Origin of the sequence: Pseudomonas medicaginis, from assembly GCF_965119365.1 — a bacterium.
Classification (GTDB): Bacteria; Pseudomonadota; Gammaproteobacteria; order Pseudomonadales; family Pseudomonadaceae; genus Aquipseudomonas.
The window spans coordinates 1,407,931-1,427,330 of sequence record NZ_OZ221631.1; the positions used below are offsets into that span (position 1 = coordinate 1,407,931).

The following is a 19,400-nucleotide window of genomic DNA, read 5'->3' on the forward strand; positions in this document are numbered from 1 at the left end:
GAGAGCCGCATGGTTCCCGTAATCGCCCTGGTGGGCCGACCGAACGTCGGCAAGTCCACCTTGTTCAACCGCCTGACCAGGACTCGCGACGCCATTGTCGGCGACTTGTCCGGTCTGACCCGTGATCGCCAATACGGTGAGGCCAAGTGGCAAGGGCGTACCTATATTCTGGTCGACACCGGCGGCATCTCCGGTGATGAACATGGCATGGACGAAAAAATGGCCGAGCAGTCGCTGCTCGCCATTGAAGAAGCCGATGTGGTGCTGTTCCTGGTAGACGCCAAGGCCGGTTTTACTGCCGCCGACCAGATGATCGCCGAGCATTTGCGCAAACGTAACAAGCGTTCCTACGTAGTTGCCAACAAGGTCGACAACATCGACCCGGACATGGCCCGCGCCGAGTTCGCACCGTTGGGCATGGGCCAGGCGATTCCGATCGCTGGCGCCCACGGGCGTGGCATCACCCAGATGCTGGAAATCGCCCTGGAGAGTTTCCCCAAGGACGACGCGCAAGAGCCGGAAGAAGGCGAAGAGGAGATCGTTGCCGAAGGCGAGGAAGCCAAGCGCATTCCAGGCCCGAGCGAAAAAGACGGGATCAAGATCGCCATCATCGGCCGCCCGAACGTGGGCAAGTCGACGCTGGTCAACCGCATGCTCGGCGAAGACCGGGTCATCGTCTACGACCAGCCTGGCACCACCCGTGACAGCATCTACATTCCCTTCGAGCGTAACGAAGAGAAGTACACGCTGATCGACACCGCCGGTGTGCGCAAGCGCGGCAAGATCCACGAAGAAGTTGAAAAGTTCTCCGTGGTCAAGACCCTGCAGGCGATCAAGGACGCCAACGTGGTGATCTTCGTGATGGACGCCCGCGAGGGTGTGGTCGATCACGACTTGAACCTGCTGGGCTTCGCCCTGGAAGCCGGTCGTGCGCTGGTCATCGCGATCAACAAGTGGGACGGCATGACGCCGAGCGAGCGGGATTTCGTCAAGGTCGAATTGCAGCGCCGGCTGTTCTTCGTCGACTTCGCCGACATCCACTTCATCTCGGCCCTGCACGGCACGGGCGTGGGCAACCTCTACGCGTCGGTGCAGAACTCGTTCAAGTCGGCGGTCACCCGCTGGCCGACCAACCGCCTCACCCAGATCCTCGAAGATGCGGTAGGCGAGCACGCGCCACCGATGGTCAATAACCGTCGGATCAAGCTGCGCTACGCCCACTTGGGCGGTGCCAACCCGCCGATTATCGTGATCCACGGTAACCAGATCGAGAAGGTGCCCAAGTCGTACGTCCGTTACCTGGAAAACACCTACCGTCGCGTCCTGAAGCTGGTCGGCACGCCGATCCGCATCGAGTTCAAGGGCGGCGAGAACCCGTACGAAGGCAACAAGAACACGCTTACCGACCGCCAGGTCAACAAGAAGCGCCGCTTGATGTCGCACCACAAGAAGGCCGACAAGAAGCGCCGCGACAAGCGCTGATTGATTGCTCAGAGGGGCGTTGCCCACAGAGACACAGAACCTGTGGCGAGGGGATTCATCCCCGCTGGGCTGCGAAGCAGCCCTAAAACCCACAACTCGGTGTGTCAGGTAGATTGAATTCACCGCTTTGGGGTCGCTGCGCAACCCAGCGGGGATGAATCCCCTCGCCACAGGGTTCTGTGTCGGGATGGCTGTTATGTCATTGAGTGATATCGGGTGCCCCTGGGCACCCTTTTTCATGCCCGGCGATTGGGCTATCCTCGAGCTCTCCCGCGCCGCGCCAGAGCCGGGTGCAGAGCAGGGACCTTCCATGATCACCAGCAAGTTGCCGAACGTCGGCATCACGATTTTCACCCAGATGTCCCAGCTCGCCGCACAGACCGGCGCGCTGAACCTGTCCCAGGGGTTTCCCGATTTCGATGGTCCGCAGGCCCTGCGCGATGCAGTCGGCCGGCATATTGCCCAAGGCCATAACCAGTACTCGCCCATGACCGGCCTGCCGGCGCTGCGCCAGCAGATCGCCGCGAAGATCGCCCGCAGCTACGGTGCCAACGTCGATGCCGATCAAGAGGTCACCGTGACCCCTGGCGCGACCCAGGCGATTTTCTGTGCCATCGCGGCGGTGGTTCACAACGGTGACGAAGTGATCGTCTTCGACCCGAGCTACGACAGCTACGAGCCTTCGGTGCAATTGGCCGGAGGGCGCTGTGTGCACGTGCCATTAGGCTCGGGTGACTTCGCCATCGACTTCGAGAAGCTCGGCGAAGCCCTGAGCCCGCGCACGCGCATGATCATCCTCAACTCGCCGCACAACCCCAGCGGCGCCCTGATCAACCGCGCCGAACTGGACCAGTTGGCGACGCTGATTCGCGACCGTGATATCTACCTGGTCAGCGACGAGGTCTACGAGCACTTGGTCTTCGACGGCGTCGCCCATGCCAGTGTCCTGGCCCATGAAGAGCTGTACCGCCGTGCCTTCGTGGTCAGTTCGTTCGGCAAGACCTACCACGTCACCGGCTGGAAAACCGGCTACGTGGTGGCGCCACCGGCCCTGACGGCGGAGTTGCGCAAGGTGCACCAGTACGTCAGCTTCTGCGGCGTAACGCCGTTGCAGTACGCCCTGGCCGACTACATGGCCGAGCATCCGGAACACGTCGACGAACTGCCGGACTTCTACCAGGCCAAACGCGACCTGTTCTGCGATCTGCTGGCCCCGTCGCGGTTCAGCTTCAAGCGCGTGACCGGCACTTATTTCCAGTTGGTGGATTATTCGCGGATTCGCCCGGACCTCAATGACGTCGACATGGCGGTGTGGATGACCCGCGAGCATGGCGTGGCGACGATCCCGATCTCGGTGTTCTATCAGGATCCACCACAAGGCCAGCGCCTGGTGCGCCTGTGCTTTGCCAAACGTGAGGAGACGCTGCGCGAAGCAGCGGAAAAACTATGCGTGATTTGAGCACATTGCCAGACCTCGACATTGCCCTGGTCCAGACCACCTTGGCTTGGCACGACCGCGAGGCCAATCTGGAACATTTCGACGCGCTGCTCGAACAGGCGCGCGGGGCTGACCTGATCATTCTCCCGGAAATGTTCACCACCGGCTTTTCCATGGCGTCCGAGACCTTGGCGGAACCGGAGAACGGCCCGACGCGTCGGTGGCTCCAGGCCCAGGCGGCAAAGTTGAACGCCGTCATCACCGGCAGTGTAATCATCCAGGCCGCTGACGGCAGCCATCGCAATCGCCTGCTGTGGGCGCGTCCGGACGGCGAAGTGCTGCATTACGACAAGCGCCATCTGTTTCGCATGGCCGGCGAGCACAACCACTACACGCCGGGTGAGCGACAGGTGCTGTTCGAACTCAAGGGCTGGCGGATTCGTCCGCTGATTTGCTACGACCTGCGTTTCCCGGTGTGGAGTCGTGACGCCGAGGACACCGACCTGCTGCTGTACACCGCCAACTGGCCCGGGGCGCGGCGCCTGCACTGGAACCGGCTGCTGCCGGCCCGGGCGATCGAGAACCTGTGCTATGTGGCGGCGGTAAACCGCGTCGGCACCGACGGCAAGGGTTTCGCCTATACCGGTGACAGCCAGGTGCTGGACTTCCAGGGCGAAAGCTTGCTCAGCGCCGGTGAAGCGGATGGCGTGTTCAAGGTGTGCTTGAACGCAGCGGACCTGGCGGCGTATCGCACCCGGTTTCCGGCGAACCTGGATGCCGACTCGTTCGAATTCATCTAACTGAAACGTTTCAACTCTTCAGGAATGGGGTGACGTGCCGATAAACGGTCAGCCAAGGAGAATGCTCATGACCAGTATCAGCGCAACCACCGTCAACCCTTATCCATCATCAGCCCCTAAAGTCTCTATTCGTGGGGCTGAAGAGGAGAAAGCGGTCAGTCCAGTGACATCGACTGACAGCAGCGAAGACAAGAGCAAGAAACTGGAAGTCGACACCAGTGGCGCGAATATCGCAGGTGCGGGTGGCAGCAGCGGCAGCAGCGATGTCATCGAACAACTGAAGAAGCAGATCGAACAGACCGAGAAGTTGCTGGCCGAACAGCAAGCCCAGCTGGCACGGGTGCAAAAAAGCCGCGCCGATGAGGAGCAGAAAGCTCAGGAAACCATGGCGATCCAGACTCAGATCATGGCGACCCAAGCGACTTTGCAAACCTTGCAGGCCGCGTTGTTGCAGGCGATGACTGTTTCCATTGATACCCATGCCTGAGACTTGCATTGCCTGACAGGCCGCTATCGCGAGCAAGCTCGCTCCCACAGGGGATCTGAGGCGGGCACAGGATTTTGACTCCACTGAAGTTCCAGTGTGGGAGCGAGCTTGCTCGCGATGAGGCCCTGCCAGGCCCTACAAAACCATCAGCCAAACAAAAGGCCCCGGGGTTCTCACCCCAGGGCCTTTTTGCATTTCAGCCTTGGATCAGGCCGCCTTGGCCTCCGGCTGGCTCAGCGACCGGTTCAGCGCACTGAACAGCGCCTTGAAGCTGGCGGTGGTGATGTTTTCATCGATGCCCACACCGTGCACCGCACGCTCGCCGTTGACGCGCAGTTCGATGTACGCCGCCGCCTTGGCATTGGTGCCGGCGCCGATGGCGTGTTCGTTGTAGTCCATGATCTCTACTGGAATTGGCAGGCCGGCCACCAGTGCTTCCAGGGCACCGTTGCCTTTGCCGCGCCAGTGCAGGTTGGTCTCGCCCTGGCCCTTGCTCGCCACTTCCACCTCAACGGCGCTGTTGCCGTTTTCTTCCTGCAGGCGATGGCTGACCAGTGCGTACGGGGTGTTGGCTTGCAGGTATTCACGCTGCAGCAAGGCGTGGATCTGCTGTGCAGTCATTTCCAGGCCCAGGCGATCGGTTTCGCGCTGTACCACCTGGCTGAACTCGATCTGCATGCGACGCGGCAGGCTGATGCCGTATTCCTGTTCCAGCAGGTAGGCGATACCGCCCTTGCCCGACTGGCTGTTCACGCGAATCACCGCCTCGTAGCTGCGGCCGATGTCGGCCGGGTCGATCGGCAGGTACGGCACTTCCCAAAGGGCGTCCGATTTCTGCTGGGCGAAGCCCTTGCGGATGGCATCCTGGTGCGAGCCGGAGAACGCGGTATGAACCAGGTCGCCAACGTACGGGTGACGCGGGTGTACCGGGATCTGGTTGCATTCCTCGACCACTTTGCGCACGCCGTCGATGTCGGAGAAGTCCAGTTCAGGGTTGATGCCCTGGGTGTAGAGGTTCAGCGCCACGGTCACCAGGTCGACGTTACCGGTGCGTTCGCCGTTGCCGAACAGGCAGCCTTCGACACGGTCGGCGCCGGCCATCAGGCCCAGCTCGGTGGCGGCCACGCCGGTGCCGCGGTCGTTGTGGGTGTGCAGGCTGATGAGCACGCTGTCACGACGGGTGATGTTGCGGTGGAACCATTCGATCTGGTCGGCATAGATGTTCGGGGTGGCGACTTCCACGGTAGCGGGCAGGTTGAGGATCACCTTGCGCTCGGGCGTCGGGTTCCAGACTTCGATCACGGCGTCGCAGACTTCCTTGGCAAACTCCAGTTCGGTGGCGCTGAAAGTCTCTGGCGAGTATTCGAACTGCCACTGAGTTTCCGGCTGCTGCGCGGCGTATTTGACGAACAGCTTGGCCGCGTTCACCGCGATTTCCTTCACGCCTTCCTTGTCCTGGTTGAACACGATGCGGCGGAACGACGGGCAGGTGGCGTTGTACAGGTGGACGATGGCTTTTTTCGCGCCGCGCAGGGATTCGAACGTGCGGGCGATCAGGTCTTCACGGGCCTGGGTCAGCACCTGGATGGTGGTGTCGTCCGGGATGTGGCCTTCTTCGATGAGGGTGCGCACGAAGTCGAAGTCGGTTTGCGAAGCGGCCGGGAACGAGGCTTCGATTTCCTTCACGCCCACCGCCACGAGGGTTTTCCAGAAACGCAGTTTCTTGACCGCGTCCATCGGCTCGATCAGCGACTGGTTGCCGTCGCGCAGGTCGGAGCTGCACCAGATCGGCGCGGTGGTGATGGTCTTCGACGGCCAGGTGCGATCCGGCAGGTTGATGGTCGGGAAGGCGCGGTATTTGGAAGACGGGTCTTTGAGCATGCTCATGGGGAAATCCTTATTGTCGTGGCCGGAAAAAGGCGGCCTGCCGGTGGTTCAAATGGGGTGGCTTCACGCCGGGACGAGGTGCCGCGATTCAGCCCGGCAGTCGTGCGCTGACGAGGCACAGGCTGCGGTGCTGGCGAAGCTGGATGAGGGTGTGAGAGGTTTTCATGGCTTCAACCCTAACCGTGTGAGGGGAGGATCGCAAGCAGTCGGAAAAAATTGAGAGAAGTTCTGTTTTTTGGTGGGTTTGCGAGATTTAATCGCGCATGTATCAGGTATGGATGTCAGAAATTGCGTCGATGTTTTGAGCTTGGCAATTTGCGGGAGGGTGGTGATGCGGCTGCCGTCATCGCGAGCAAGCTCGCTCCCACAGGGGATCTCTGTGGGTTGCAAATGTTGTGTTCACAGGAGATCCCTATGTGGGAGCGAGCTTGCTCGCGATGAGGCCAGTAGCCCCACCATCCTATTCAGGGTTGGAACGCCCCGATGAAAATCGCCGGATCCACCCGCGCATCGTTCAGGCTGATGTTCCAGTGCATGTGCGGCCCGGTCGCCCGGCCGGTGGCGCCGACCTTGCCCACCACGGTGCCCCGGGCCAGTTGCTGGCCGACCTTCACGTCGATCTTCGACATGTGGCAGAACATGCTGATGAAGCCCTGGCCATGGTCGACGAACACGGTGTTGCCATTGAAGAAGTAATTGCCGGTGAGGATCACCTTGCCGGCGGCCGGGGTCTTGATCGGCGTACCGGCGGGCACCGCGAAGTCCAGGCCGGCGTGGGGGTTGCGCTCTTCGCCGTTGAAGAAGCGGCGCACGCCGAACTTGCTCGACAGCGGGCCGTTGACCGGTTTGTCCAGCAGCAGGTTGCTGGGGAGGTTCGGACTGAAGCTGCGATAGGCCTTCAGTTGCACCGCCAGCTCGGCGTTGATGCGCTTGAGGTCTGCCGGGTTCGGGTTGACCTGGCGTTTGTTCTTCAGGGTGATGTGCTGCTCGGGGTATTTCTTGTAGCCGACCACGAAGGGCTGGGTGCTGCCGCCGCTGCTGATCTGCTGGGTGCCGGGCTGGACCGTCAGCGGGATGCCGACAATCGCCAGCCAGTTCTGCTGTTCCTTGACCACCAGCACCGGTTTGCCCTGGTAGGTGGCTTTCGGTGCCTTGGCCGCGCTGCCCAGGTCCACCACGGCCACGCCGCCGGGCACCGGTTTGTTCAACAGGCGGGTGATATAGCTGTCAGCGTGGGCGTTGACGGTCAGGCACAGCAAGAACAACGGGACGAGATATCGCGGCATGAATCAATCCAGTAGAGAAAGGGTGACCGGCGTCAGGTGATTGTCTTCGACCCGCACCAGCAGTTCGCCTTCGCCGAGCTTGGCGGTCAGGCGCTGTCCCGTTTGGGTTTGCCCGGCGTTGCGGATCGCTTGGCCGCGTTCGTCGAGCAAAATGCTGTAGCCGCGACCGAGGGTCGCCAGGGGGCTGACGATGTGCAGTGTCTGCACCTGGTTGTGCAGTTGCACGCGCCGAGCCTTGAGCCCTTCGCGCATGGCCCGGGGCAGGCGTTCGGCGAGGCTGTCCAGGCGCTGGCGCAACATGGCCAACTGTCGGCCCGGGTGTTGCCCGGCGAGGCGGGTATCCAGGCGGATCAGGCGTTCGCGGCGGGTATTGAGGCTGCGTTCGAACGCCCGGCGCAGGCGCATGTCCAGGTCGTCGAGGCGCTGGGCTTGCTGGCGCAGGCGTTCGCCGGGATGACGCAGGCGGCGAGTAAGGCCTTCGAGGCGCAGTTGATCGCGCATCAGCCGGTCACGCATGCGCATCACCAGCCGACGATGCAGGCTTTCGACCCGGCGCACCAGGTCGCCGGCATCCGGCGCCAGCAGTTCGGCAGCGGCGGACGGGGTCGGGGCGCGGACGTCGGCGACGAAATCGCTGATGGACACATCGGTTTCATGGCCCACGGCGCTGACGATCGGCGTGACGCAGGCATCCACCGCCCGGGCCACGGCCTCTTCGTTGAAGCACCACAAGTCTTCCAGCGAACCGCCGCCCCGGGCCAGGATCAGCGCATCGAAACCACGGGCATCAGCCAGTTTCAGCGCACGGACGATTTGCGCAGTGGCCTCACGACCTTGCACGGCGGTGGGAATCAAGGTCAGGGAGATCTGCGGCGCACGACGACGGAACACGCTGATGATGTCGCGGATCACCGCACCTGTGGGTGAACTGATGATGCCGATGCGTTGCGGATGGGCCGGCAGCGGCACCTTGCGTTCGGCACTGAACAAGCCTTCGGCACTGAGTTTTTCCTTCAGGGCATCGAAGGCCAGGCGCAGCGCGCCATCGCCGGCCGGCTCGACGGTGTCGAGGATCAGCTGATAATCGCCGCGGCCTTCGAACAGCGAGACCTTGCCGCGCACTTTCACCGCCAGCCCGTCCTTCAGCGCCTGGCGCACCCGCGCGGCATTCTGCCGGAACAGCGCGCAACGCACCTGGGCGCCACTGTCCTTGAGGGTGAAATACACATGGCCGGAGGCCGGACGGGCAAGGTTGGAGATTTCGCCCTCGACCCAGATGTTGCTGAACACGTCTTCAAGCAACACCCGCGCACGGCCGTTGAGCTGGCTGACAGTCAGGACCTCGCGGTCCAGGCCCAGTCGGGCAAAGGGATCTTTAATCATGGGCGGCATGATAAGGGGATTCGCCGATGGTGTGCAGACAATTAGACCGGGTTGCCTGCATCGCGAGCAAGCTCGCTCCCACAGGAGATCTATGTCGCACTGAAGATCAAATGTGGGAGCGAGCTTGCTCGCGAAGGCGATAGGTCTATCACCACAAGTGCTGGATGTTCCCCCCGGCATCTGGCTAAAGTCGCCGCTCTCCTCATCAAGGAAGTGCCGGATGAATCTTCTCCCATGGTTGGGCCAATGGGCATTCGCCCCCGTGGAGTGGTTGGTCATCGGCTCGGCCATCGCCCTGGCTTATATCGTGTTCGGCATCGCCGGGTTCGGCACGGCGCTGGTGGCCGCGCCCATCCTGCTGTTGTTCATGCCCCTGTCGAAAATCGTGCCGCTGCTGGTCTTGCTGGATTTCGTCGCAGCCTTCGGAAACTTGCTGCCCTCGCGCCGGGATGTGTCCCGGCCGGAACTGCTGCGGTTGCTGCCGTGCATGGCAATGGGCTGCACCCTGGGGGTGATTTTCCTGCTTAACCTCAAGTCCGACCTGTTGTTGCTGTTGATGGGATTGTTCATCAGCGGCTATGCCATCTATAGCCTGTTGATCAAGACCCGACCGACGCAGTTGTCATCGCTGTGGGCGTTGCCGATGGGGACGGTGGGAGGGATGTTCGGGGCGTTGTTTGGCAGTGGCGGCTTTTTATATGCCATCTACCTGAACAGCCGCCTGCCCAAGGAGCCGGCACGGGCTACGCAAAGCGCCTTGATCAGTTGCAGCACCGTGGTGCGCTTGAGCCTGTTTATCGTCGCCGGGGTGTATGCCGAGCTACCCTTGTTGGTACTGGCGCTGTGTTTGTTACCGGCCATGGCGCTGGGGTTGTGGCTGGGGCGTCGCCTGACCATGAGGTTGTCGCGCGAGGCGTTCGTGCGATTGGTGACCTGGCTGGTGCTCGCCAGCGGCATTGCCTTGATCGGGCGTTACCTGAGTGCTTGACCTGGCTCGGCCAGGGATTAAGCTGCCGGCCTTTATTCGTCCCCATGGGAACCTCCAGGCCTCGTCATGAATTCGCAAAGCATCATCGTCCCGAAAATTTCCACCTTGCCCGTGCACGAACCCCGGGCCAGGGCGATCGTGCGCTGGTTGGTGCGCAAGAACATCGTCGAGGAGCAACTGACCACCTGCGGACGCACCGGCAATCGCATGGCCCACGCCATCGCCCCCGGTGCCAGGCACGTGGTGCTGCACCCCGACGCCTTGCCGTTCGGTGAAGCGATCAACGGCCTGGAGATCATCACCAAGCGCTGCATCTATACACCGGCCAAGGGCTTTCTCGAAGAAGCCGGTTGTGCCGAGTGTCGCAAGGAAATTGGCGAAGCACTGTTCGAAAGCCTGGAAGACTGGATGCCAGCGCGCACCGACAACTTCACCTGCCCCGAATGCGGCCATGAAGATGACATCAACGGCTTCCTGTTCTTGCAGCCCTGCGGTTTTTCCAACCTGGGGTTCATTTTCAACAATTGGCTGGAAGCGGGGTTCAAGCAGGACTTTCTCGATGAATTCGCCGATTGGCTCGATCAGCCGGTGAGTTGGGTGAAGGTGGAGTTGTAGGTAGGCACACTGGAGACTGCTTTTGTGGCGAGGGGATTTATCCCCGCTGGGGCGCGAAGCGGCCCTAAACCCAGGCTGTGCGGTACATCAGGCATATGAGTCGACCACCTTGGGACTGCTGCGCAGTCCAGCGGGGATAAATCCCCTCGCCACAGGGGGTGGTGTACCGCCGCAGTGGGGCGATCAGCCCCGTCAATCACCCCGCCAATAATAGACAGAGTTTTACATTGAGCCAGGCGGGGTGCATGAGTATAATGGCGCGCTTCCATTTTCCCGCTCGGGAGCCCCCGCGATGCTGCGTATCAGCCAAGAAGCCCTGACCTTCGACGACATTCTCCTAGTGCCCGGTTATTCCGAGGTACTGCCTAACGAAGTCAGTCTCAAAACCCGTCTCACCCGTGGCATCGAACTGAATATCCCCCTGGTTTCCGCCGCCATGGACACCGTGACCGAAGCCCGCCTGGCCATTGCCATGGCCCAGGAAGGCGGTATCGGGATCATCCACAAGAACATGACCATCGAACAGCAGGCCGCCGAAGTGCGCAAGGTCAAGCGGTTCGAGGCTGGCGTGGTCAAGGATCCGATCACCATCGAGGCTGACGCCACGGTCCGGGATCTGTTCGAACTGACCCGCATGCACAACATCTCCGGCGTTCCGGTGCTGCACGATGGTGACCTGGTCGGCATCGTTACTTCCCGCGACGTGCGTTTCGAGAACCGCCTGGATGCTTCCGTGCGCCAAGTGATGACGCCCAAAGAGCGCCTGGTCACGGTCAAGGAAGGCACCAGCAAGGACGAAGTCCGCGAGTTGCTGCACAAGCACCGCATCGAGCGCGTGCTGATCGTCGACGACAAGTTCGCCCTCAAGGGCATGATGACCGTCAACGACATCGAAAAAGCCAAGGCCTACCCGCTGGCCAGCAAGGACGACCAGGGTCGTCTGCGCGTCGGCGCTGCGGTCGGCACCGGCAAGGACACCGGCGACCGCGTCGCCGCCCTGGTCAGTGCCGGTGTTGACGTGGTGGTGGTCGACACCGCCCACGGTCACTCCAAAGGCGTGATCGACCGCGTGCGCTGGGTCAAGCAGAACTTCCCGGACGTGCAGGTGATCGGCGGCAACATCGCCACCGGCGAAGCCGCCAAGGCCCTGGCCGACGCTGGTGCCGACGCAGTCAAGGTCGGTATCGGCCCTGGCTCGATCTGCACCACCCGTATCGTTGCCGGTGTCGGCGTGCCGCAGATCAGCGCCATCGCCAACGTCGCCGCCGCCCTTGAGGGCACGGGCGTGCCGTTGATCGCCGATGGCGGCATTCGCTTCTCCGGTGACCTGTCCAAGGCCATCGTCGCCGGTGCCTACTGTGTGATGATGGGTTCGATGTTCGCCGGTACCGAAGAGGCGCCGGGCGAGATCGAACTGTTCCAGGGCCGTAGCTACAAGGCTTATCGCGGCATGGGTTCCCTGGGCGCCATGTCCCAGGCCCAGGGCTCTTCCGACCGTTACTTCCAGGACTCCTCCGCGGGTGCCGAGAAGCTGGTGCCGGAAGGCATCGAAGGTCGCGTGCCGTACAAAGGCACCCTGAGCGCCATCATCCATCAACTGATGGGCGGCCTGCGTTCTTCCATGGGCTACACCGGCAGCGCCAACATCGAAGAGATGCGCACCAAGCCGGAGTTCGTGCGTATCACCGGCGCTGGCATGGCCGAGTCCCATGTCCACGACGTGCAGATCACCAAGGAAGCGCCGAACTACCGCGTAGGTTAAGGCCTTCAGCAAAACGTTAATCACCGGGGCTGTTCATTCAGCCCCGAGTTGTTTCTGATTCACTACATGAGAATGAGTCATGGCCCTCGACATTCACGCTCACCGTATCCTGATCCTCGACTTCGGTTCCCAGTACACCCAACTGATCGCCCGCCGCGTGCGTGAGATTGGTGTGTACTGCGAACTGCATCCGTTCGACATGGATGACGAAGCGATTCGCGAATTCGCTCCGAAAGGCGTCATCCTCGCCGGCGGCCCCGAGTCCGTGCACGAAGCCGACAGCCCGCGCTGCCCGCAAGCCGTGTTCGATCTGGGCGTGCCGGTCTTCGGTATCTGCTACGGCATGCAGACCATGGCTGAACAGATGGGCGGCAAGGTTGAAGGTTCGGACCTGCGTGAGTTCGGTTATGCCCGCGTCGACGTGGTCGGCAAGAGCCGCCTGCTGGACGGCATCGAGGACCATGTCGACGCCGACGGCCTGTTCGGCCTGGACGTCTGGATGAGCCACGGTGACAAAGTCACCAAGATGCCGGAAGACTTCCACATCCTGGCCAGCACCCCGAGCTGCCCGATTGCTGGCATGTTCAACGATGATCGTCGCTACTACGGCGTGCAGTTCCACCCCGAGGTGACCCACACCAAGCAGGGCGGCCGCATCCTGTCGCGCTTCATCCTCGACATCTGCGGGTGCGAAGCCCTGTGGACGCCGTCGAAGATCGCCGAAGACGCCATCGCCCAGGTGCGTGCCCAGGTCGGCACCGACAACGTGCTGCTGGGCCTGTCCGGCGGTGTGGACTCCTCGGTGGTCGCCGCGCTGCTGCACAAGGCCATCGGCGACCAGCTGACCTGCGTCTTCGTCGACAACGGCCTGCTGCGCTTGCACGAAGGCGAGCAAGTGATGGCCATGTTCGCCGAGAACATGGGCGTCAAGGTGATCCGCGCCAACGCCGAAGAACAGTTCCTGAGCAACCTGGCCGGCGAGTCCGATCCGGAGAAGAAACGCAAGATCATCGGCCGTACCTTCATCGACGTTTTCGATGCCGAATCCTGCAAGCTGGACAACATCAAGTACCTGGCCCAGGGCACCATCTACCCCGACGTGATCGAGTCGGCCGGCGCCAAGAGCGGCAAGGCCCACGTGATCAAGTCCCACCACAACGTCGGTGGCCTGCCGGAAGAAATGAACCTCAAGCTGGTCGAGCCGCTGCGCGAGTTGTTCAAGGACGAAGTGCGTCGCCTCGGCCTGGAGCTGGGCCTGCCGTACGACATGGTCTACCGTCACCCATTCCCGGGCCCGGGCCTGGGCGTGCGGATCCTCGGTGAAGTGAAGAAGGAATACGCCGACCTGCTGCGTCGCGCCGACCACATCTTCATTGAAGAGCTGCGCAAGGCCGACTGGTACCACAAGGTCAGCCAGGCGTTCGTGGTGTTCCAACCGGTGAAATCGGTGGGCGTGGTCGGCGATGGCCGTCGCTACGCCTGGGTCGTGGCCCTGCGCGCCGTGGAAACCATCGACTTCATGACCGCTCGCTGGGCACACCTGCCGTACGAACTGCTGGAAACCGTATCCGGGCGGATCATCAATGAAATCGAGGGTATCTCGCGCGTGACGTATGACGTGTCGAGCAAGCCGCCGGCGACGATTGAGTGGGAATGATTGGGCGCCGGCACTGACCGGTAACCATTAGCGAGAAATACCCTGAAGCCCGCTTGATTGCGGGCTTTTGGCGTTTGAGCCCAGGACTTGGTCACGTTCGACTGATAATAACTTTCCGATAGGACTCTTCGGCAAAACACCTATGTGGCGAGGTAGCAAGCTCCCTCGCCACATTGTTAAGCGGGTTCCATGCTGCTTGTGCCGTCTATGCGCCGATTTTCCCCATCGTTGTTCCTGGCCTGTCCACGTTTGTCCGTCGCTCCCCTGAAAGTGAATGTCACCTCGTGGCTCAGTCACCTTTCGCTACGATTCCCCGACTCAACGAGCATCGAGAAATGCTTATCATCGAACGGCGAGACCCAACAGGAGCGTCGCCGGCATGCCTTGCGAACGCTGTTGCAGCCAAGTTATCTCCCCTGTACCCATGCCGCGCCCGGGCAAACGTGCCCGTGCTGGTACTGAGTGCTGTCGTTTAAAAGAAAGAGCCTGGTTGTCATTTGACAACTTTGCGGGTCATGCGAATACTGGAGATCACGGATGATTCGTCCAACGCACCCGAAGAAAGACATCGAAGACGCGCTCAGGCATGCCGAAGGGCGCGGGTGGCGCATAGAAGTTGGCGGCGGTCACGCCTGGGGACGGGTTTATTGCCCGTACAACGACGTGGAGTGCCGTTGTGGCGAGTTCTGCATCACCTCGATATGGAGCACGCCGAAGAACCCTGGCAACCGCGAGCATTGCGACGCGTCGTGGACAATTGCTCGATGCATCGCAATCGGCGCGATGCGGATTACGATGCTAAGGAATAGAACAATGGAATTTACCTTTACCTTGAAGTATCAGCTTGCTGACGATGGCTGCGCCCCGGATGAACTGGTCGAGCGGCTGGGTGAAGCGGGCTGCGATGATGCCTTGGTAGGCATCGGGCTGCCGGGGCGGCTGGCGCTTGAGTTCACTCGCGATGCCCCTGATGCGTTCAAGGCGGTGCTTAGCGCTCTGGCCGATGTCCACCGCGCGGTACCGTCCGCCAAATTGATCGAGGTGGCTCCTGATTGGGTCGGGCTGACTGATGTGGCCGAGATCGTAGGTGTGTCTCGGCAGAACATGCGCAAGTTGATGTTGGCTCATCCCAGCAGCTTCCCGACGCCGGTGCATGAGGGGAGTGCATCTATCTGGCATTTGGCAGACGTGCTGACCTGGCTGCAGGCCAAGGGCAGCTATTCGCTGACCCAGAATGTGTTGGATGTGGCCCAGGTGGCGCTGCAGGTCAACGTTGCGAAAGAAGGCCGGCGGTTACCTGGTATGGCTTCCAAAGAATTGGAAGCGTTGGTTGGGTGACTGCCTGTGGATTTGCTGAATTGGAATTCCACACGGCTTCAACGCCGCGCCACATCCGAGAAATAAAACTTGTCCAGGGTATGCCGTGATTCGGTGTACTCGAACTGTCGGCCGTCCTGGAGAAAGGTCTGGTTGCTGACCACGATCACATGGCTCTGGCCGTCGAGGTCCAGGTGTTGCTGGTCGTCCTTGCCACAGCGGACCGCTTCGATGGTGCGCTGGGCGTAGGCGATTTGCAGCTGCAGGGTCTGCTCGATGAAGGCGTAGATCGACTGCACCGCGATGTCACGGGTCAGGCCGGGGATCACGTCGCTGACGAAATGGTTGATGTCCAGGATCACCCGTTTGCCATCGATTCGCCGCACACGCTTGATGCGCGTCACCTGGCTGCCGGCGGGTGCCTTGATGTGCTCGAGCAGGGCGCCTTCCAGCGGCACTTGAGTGAACTCGACCACATCGGTGCTGACATCGTCGCCCAGGCGTGGATACGTTTCCTGGAAACTGACGATCCCACCGAGCTGGAATTCGATGGGAGACGTCGACAGCACGAAGGTGCCCTTGCCATGGATTTTCTGGGCGAAACCGCGCTCCTGAAGCTGTTCGATGGCCTTGCGTACCGTGCCACGGCTGGCCTGGTAGCTGTCCATCAGTTCGGTTTCCGAAGGCAGGCGGGCGCCACGCTCCAGGCGTTCGGTGGTAATGCTGGTCAGCAGATCGTTGTAGATCTGGTTGTATTTGCTCATGGAGAGGGCTCTGTACCGCGCTGTTCACCGGGGCGGAACCTTACGGGCCAAGTGGGGGATTTGTCCATTCGGCTGTCATTATTTGACGACAGGAGCGTAGGACGTTTCCCGGTTTTTCGGGGGCTCATCATAAACAAAAACAAAACTCGTCTGTACGAGTTGTTGATTTAACTCGTACAGACGAGTACTTTCTCTTCCACGTGCTGTCGACTCTCAATAACAAGAATGACGCGGAAGAAAAAAGCATGAGCCACGATTACTCCAAAATCGCCAGCGAGCTGCTGCAAAGCTTGGGTGGCGTCGACAATATCGAGCAGGCGGCCCACTGTGTGACGCGCCTGCGCCTGTCCCTCAAGGACGCGGCCCGGGTGGACAGTGCCACGCTGAACCAGATCGACCTGGTCAAGGGTTCGTTTTTTACCGGGGGCCTGTTCCAAGTGGTCATCGGCCCTGGCGAGGTGGAAAAGGTCTATGCCGCCCTGCGCGAACTGACGGGCCTGGCTGCCGCGACCATTGCCGATGTCAAGCGCCAGGGCGCGCAGAAGGGCAACGGCATGCAGCGCCTGGTGCGGGTGCTGTCCGATGTGTTCATGCCCATTTTGCCTGCCCTGGTGATCGCCGGCCTGCTGATGGGCGTCAACAACCTGTTGGGCGCCAAGGGCATGTTCATTGCCGGGCAGACGTTGCTCGATGCCTATCCGAACCTGGATGGCGTCTGGAGCCTGATCAACCTGATGGCCAATACCTCCTTTGTCTTTCTGCCGGCCCTGGTGGGCTGGTCGGCGGCCAAGCGTTTCGGGGGCAGCGAGATCCTCGGTATCGTGCTGGGCCTGATGCTCGTCCACCCGGACCTGCTCAACGCCTGGAACTACGGCAAGGCCGTGGCCGGGCTGGAAGGTCAGAGCCTGCCGTATTTCGATATCTTCGGGTGGTTCCGGATCGAGAAGGTCGGCTATCAGGGGCAGATCCTGCCGATCCTGCTGGCGGCCTATGTCATGAGCGTGATCGAGCGATGGTTGCGGGCCAGGGTGCCCAACGCGATCCAACTGCTGGTGATCCCCATCACCACCATCGTGATCACCGGGGTACTGGCGCTTGCCATCATCGGTCCGGTCACCCGGCACCTGGGGATCCTGATCACCGAAGGCATGGTGGCGCTGTTCGACCTGGCGCCGGTGATTGGCGGGGCGATTTTCGGCCTGCTCTATGCGCCGCTGGTGGTCACGGGCATGCACCACATGTTCCTGGCGGTGGACCTGCAATTGATCTCGACCCAGGGTGGCACGTTCATCTGGCCGATGATCGTCATGTCCAACCTGGCCCAGGGCAGCGCGGCGCTGGCGGTGTTCTACATGACGCGCAATGCGCGGGACAAGAGCATGGCATCCACGTCGGCGATTTCCGCTTATTTCGGCATCACCGAACCGGCAATGTTCGGCGTCAACCTGCGCTACAAATTCCCTTTCTATTGCGCCCTGGCCGGCTCGGCCCTGGGCTGCATCTTCCTGTCGCTGAACAAGATCAAGGCCTCGGCGATTGGCGTCGGGGGCCTGCCGGGTTTCATATCGATCGTGCCTGACTACATACCGATGTTCGTGGTCGGCATGGTCATCGCCATGAGCGTGCCCTTTGCCCTGACCTGCGCATTGAGCATGAAGATCGTCCGGCCGGGGTATCGGGTGGCCTGACCCCGGTGCCTGCACGATGAGGCCCACGAGGCCTGCACAAAACAGACTGAAGGAATTGCACATGCAAGACTGGCAACGCTCGGTGATCTATCAGATCTATCCCAAGAGTTTCTACAGCCATGGCGGCCAGGCCACCGGTGATTTGCTGGGGGTGGTGGACAAGCTCGACTACTTGCACTGGCTGGGTGTGGACTACCTGTGGCTGACGCCGTTCCTGCGTTCGCCGCAACGGGACAATGGCTACGACATCAGCGACTACTACGCCATCGACCCCAGCTACGGCACCATGGCCGACTGCGAGCTGTTGATCACTGAGGCGCGCAAGCGCGGTATCAAGCTGATGCTCGATATCGTGGTCAACCACACCTCCATCGAGCATCCCTGGTTCCAGGCCGCCCGCAGCAGCCTCGACAACCCGTACCGCGATTTCTATATCTGGCGGGACCAGCCGAACAACTGGGAGTCCAAGTTCGGCGGCTCGGCCTGGGAGTACGAAGCGCAGACCGGCCAGTATTACCTGCACTTGTTCGACCATACCCAGGCCGACCTGAACTGGGACAATCCCCAGGTGCGCGCCGAAGTGTTCAAGATGATGCGTTTCTGGCGGGACAAGGGGGTGGGGGGCTTTCGTCTCGATGTGATCAACCTGATCTCCAAGCCGGTCGACTTCCCTGACGACCACACGGACGGTCGGCGCTTCTACACCGACGGCCCCAACGTGCACCGTTACCTGCAGGAAATGCATCGGGAAGTCTTCGAAGGGTTCGACCTGATCAACGTCGGCGAGATGTCGTCCACCAGCCTTGAGCACTGCGTTCGTTATTCGTGCCCGGCTTCCCGCGAACTGTCGATGACCTTCAATTTCCATCACTTGAAGGTGGATTACCCGAACCTGCAGAAGTGGGTGCGGGCCGACTTCGATTTTCTCGAACTCAAACGCATCCTGTCCGACTGGCAGGTCGGCATGCAGGCCGGTGACGGTTGGAATGCGTTGTTCTGGTGTAACCATGACCAGCCACGGGTGGTGTCGCGGTTCGGGGATGACGGTGAGTACCGCGTGCCTTCGGCGAAGATGCTCGCCACGGCGTTGCACTTTCTCCAGGGCACGCCATTCGTGTACCAGGGCGAGGAACTGGGCATGACCAATCCGGGTTTCGAGCACATCGAGCAATACCGCGATGTGGAAACCCTGAACATCTATCGCCTCAAGCGCAACGCCGGGGAGACCGAAGCCGAGGCCATGGCGCCGATCATGCAGAAGTCCCGTGACAACGGGCGCACGCCCATGCAATGGAATGCCGGGCCGAACGCGGGTTTCAGCCGGGCCGAGCCGTGGATTGGCGTACCTGCCAATGCTGCCTTCATCAATGTCGAGCAACAACAAAAAGACTCGACCTCGGTGTTGCATTACTACCGTCAGTTGATCGCCCTGCGCCGCAGCGAAGCCTTGATCCAGGACGGCGTCTACCGCCTGCTGTTGCCTGAACATCCGCACGTATGGGTGTACCTGCGCGAAGGGCAGGGCGAGCGCCTGCTGGTGGTCAGCCATTTTCATGGGGGCGACTGCGAGGTTGAGCTGCCCGAAGGGATCCTCACCGATGGCACGAAGCAACGCTGGGTGATCGGCAACTACGAGGCCGCTGAACATCGATACCGACGGCTGCGCCTGCGGCCCTACGAGTCGTTCGTGTTGCACCTGAGCGACTGAATAAAAAACTTCCCCTGACCCAGGCAATGCCTGACAGCGAACACGTTGCGCCAGACGCATCGTGGGTCCTTTGTCGTCAGCGCAAATGGCGGCCAAGGGGGAAGTCATGGCGCAAAAAACAATAAGAAATAATGGAGA

At 61.3% G+C, this 19,400-nt stretch carries 15 protein-coding genes and 1 pseudogene; 12 read left to right on the plus strand and 4 right to left on the minus strand.

The window, feature by feature from the left end; all coding sequences use genetic code 11:
- Positions 1–9 precede the first annotated feature (9 nt).
- The 4 genes from der (at position 10) to ACMTA2_RS06130 (ending at position 4,207) form a co-directional block, all read left to right on the plus strand.
- The gene (gene der, locus ACMTA2_RS06115) at positions 10–1,482 is read left to right on the plus strand and encodes a ribosome biogenesis GTPase Der (RefSeq protein ID WP_413794123.1); all 1,473 of its coding nucleotides are present in this window, start codon (positions 10–12) and stop codon (positions 1,480–1,482) included.
- Positions 1,483–1,792: 310 nt separating this feature from the next.
- Positions 1,793–2,941 carry a pyridoxal phosphate-dependent aminotransferase gene (locus ACMTA2_RS06120; protein WP_413794124.1) on the plus strand — a complete coding sequence of 383 codons (1,149 nt, stop codon included), beginning with the start codon at positions 1,793–1,795 and terminating at the stop codon, positions 2,939–2,941.
- Entirely contained in the window at positions 2,929–3,720 is a 792-nt protein-coding gene (locus tag ACMTA2_RS06125; protein WP_413794125.1) for an amidohydrolase, read from the plus strand. Before ACMTA2_RS06120 ends, ACMTA2_RS06125 begins: the two co-directional genes overlap by 13 nt.
- Before the next feature lie 67 nt (positions 3,721–3,787).
- Complete coding sequence (locus ACMTA2_RS06130) at positions 3,788–4,207, plus strand: hypothetical protein (protein WP_413794126.1); 420 nt, start codon at positions 3,788–3,790, stop codon at positions 4,205–4,207.
- 207 nt (positions 4,208–4,414) lie between these two features.
- Here ACMTA2_RS06130 and leuA read toward each other — a convergent pair whose 3' ends face one another.
- The 3 genes from leuA to xseA form a co-directional block, all read right to left on the minus strand.
- Positions 4,415–6,094: a 2-isopropylmalate synthase gene (gene leuA, locus ACMTA2_RS06135; RefSeq protein ID WP_413794127.1), complete on the minus strand. Its 1,680-nt coding sequence runs from the start codon at positions 6,092–6,094 to the stop codon at positions 4,415–4,417.
- 464 nt (positions 6,095–6,558) lie between these two features.
- Positions 6,559–7,380, minus strand: coding sequence for a peptidoglycan DD-metalloendopeptidase family protein (locus ACMTA2_RS06140; protein ID WP_413794128.1), 822 nt, complete (start codon positions 7,378–7,380; stop codon positions 6,559–6,561).
- A gap of 3 nt (positions 7,381–7,383) precedes the next feature.
- A complete protein-coding gene (gene xseA, locus ACMTA2_RS06145) occupies positions 7,384–8,763 on the minus strand; it encodes an exodeoxyribonuclease VII large subunit (protein ID WP_413794129.1) in 1,380 nt (459 codons plus the stop codon).
- A 220-nt stretch (positions 8,764–8,983) separates the two neighbouring features.
- On the opposite strand from xseA, the gene ACMTA2_RS06150 reads away from it, so the two are divergent.
- From ACMTA2_RS06150 to ACMTA2_RS06175, 6 genes and pseudogenes are all read left to right on the plus strand, one after another.
- Positions 8,984–9,751 carry a sulfite exporter TauE/SafE family protein gene (locus tag ACMTA2_RS06150; RefSeq protein WP_413794130.1) on the plus strand — a complete coding sequence of 256 codons (768 nt, stop codon included), beginning with the start codon at positions 8,984–8,986 and terminating at the stop codon, positions 9,749–9,751.
- 66 nt (positions 9,752–9,817) lie between these two features.
- Positions 9,818–10,366: a sugar ABC transporter ATPase gene (locus ACMTA2_RS06155; RefSeq protein WP_413794131.1), complete on the plus strand. Its 549-nt coding sequence runs from the start codon at positions 9,818–9,820 to the stop codon at positions 10,364–10,366.
- A gap of 292 nt (positions 10,367–10,658) precedes the next feature.
- Positions 10,659–12,128 carry an IMP dehydrogenase gene (guaB, locus tag ACMTA2_RS06160; RefSeq protein ID WP_413794132.1) on the plus strand — a complete coding sequence of 490 codons (1,470 nt, stop codon included), beginning with the start codon at positions 10,659–10,661 and terminating at the stop codon, positions 12,126–12,128.
- A gap of 79 nt (positions 12,129–12,207) precedes the next feature.
- A complete protein-coding gene (gene guaA / locus ACMTA2_RS06165; RefSeq protein WP_413794133.1) occupies positions 12,208–13,785 on the plus strand; it encodes a glutamine-hydrolyzing GMP synthase in 1,578 nt (525 codons plus the stop codon).
- A gap of 537 nt (positions 13,786–14,322) precedes the next feature.
- Positions 14,323–14,594 (plus strand): annotated as a pseudogene (locus tag ACMTA2_RS06170) (hypothetical protein).
- 4 nt (positions 14,595–14,598) lie between these two features.
- A complete protein-coding gene (locus ACMTA2_RS06175) occupies positions 14,599–15,123 on the plus strand; it encodes a helix-turn-helix transcriptional regulator (protein WP_413794134.1) in 525 nt (174 codons plus the stop codon).
- Between the two features lie 38 nt (positions 15,124–15,161).
- Here the strand turns inward: ACMTA2_RS06175 and treR are convergent, their stop codons facing one another.
- Positions 15,162–15,866 carry a trehalose operon repressor gene (gene treR / locus ACMTA2_RS06180; RefSeq protein WP_413794135.1) on the minus strand — a complete coding sequence of 235 codons (705 nt, stop codon included), beginning with the start codon at positions 15,864–15,866 and terminating at the stop codon, positions 15,162–15,164.
- Between the two features lie 245 nt (positions 15,867–16,111).
- Between treR and treP the strand changes: the two genes are divergently transcribed.
- Both treP and treC read left to right on the plus strand, forming a co-directional pair.
- Positions 16,112–17,554, plus strand: coding sequence for a PTS system trehalose-specific EIIBC component (treP, locus tag ACMTA2_RS06185; RefSeq protein ID WP_057448411.1), 1,443 nt, complete (start codon positions 16,112–16,114; stop codon positions 17,552–17,554).
- Positions 17,555–17,615: 61 nt separating this feature from the next.
- Positions 17,616–19,262 (plus strand): alpha,alpha-phosphotrehalase, encoded by a 1,647-nt coding sequence (gene treC / locus ACMTA2_RS06190; protein WP_413794136.1) that lies wholly within the window; start codon positions 17,616–17,618, stop codon positions 19,260–19,262.
- Positions 19,263–19,400 lie beyond the last annotated feature (138 nt).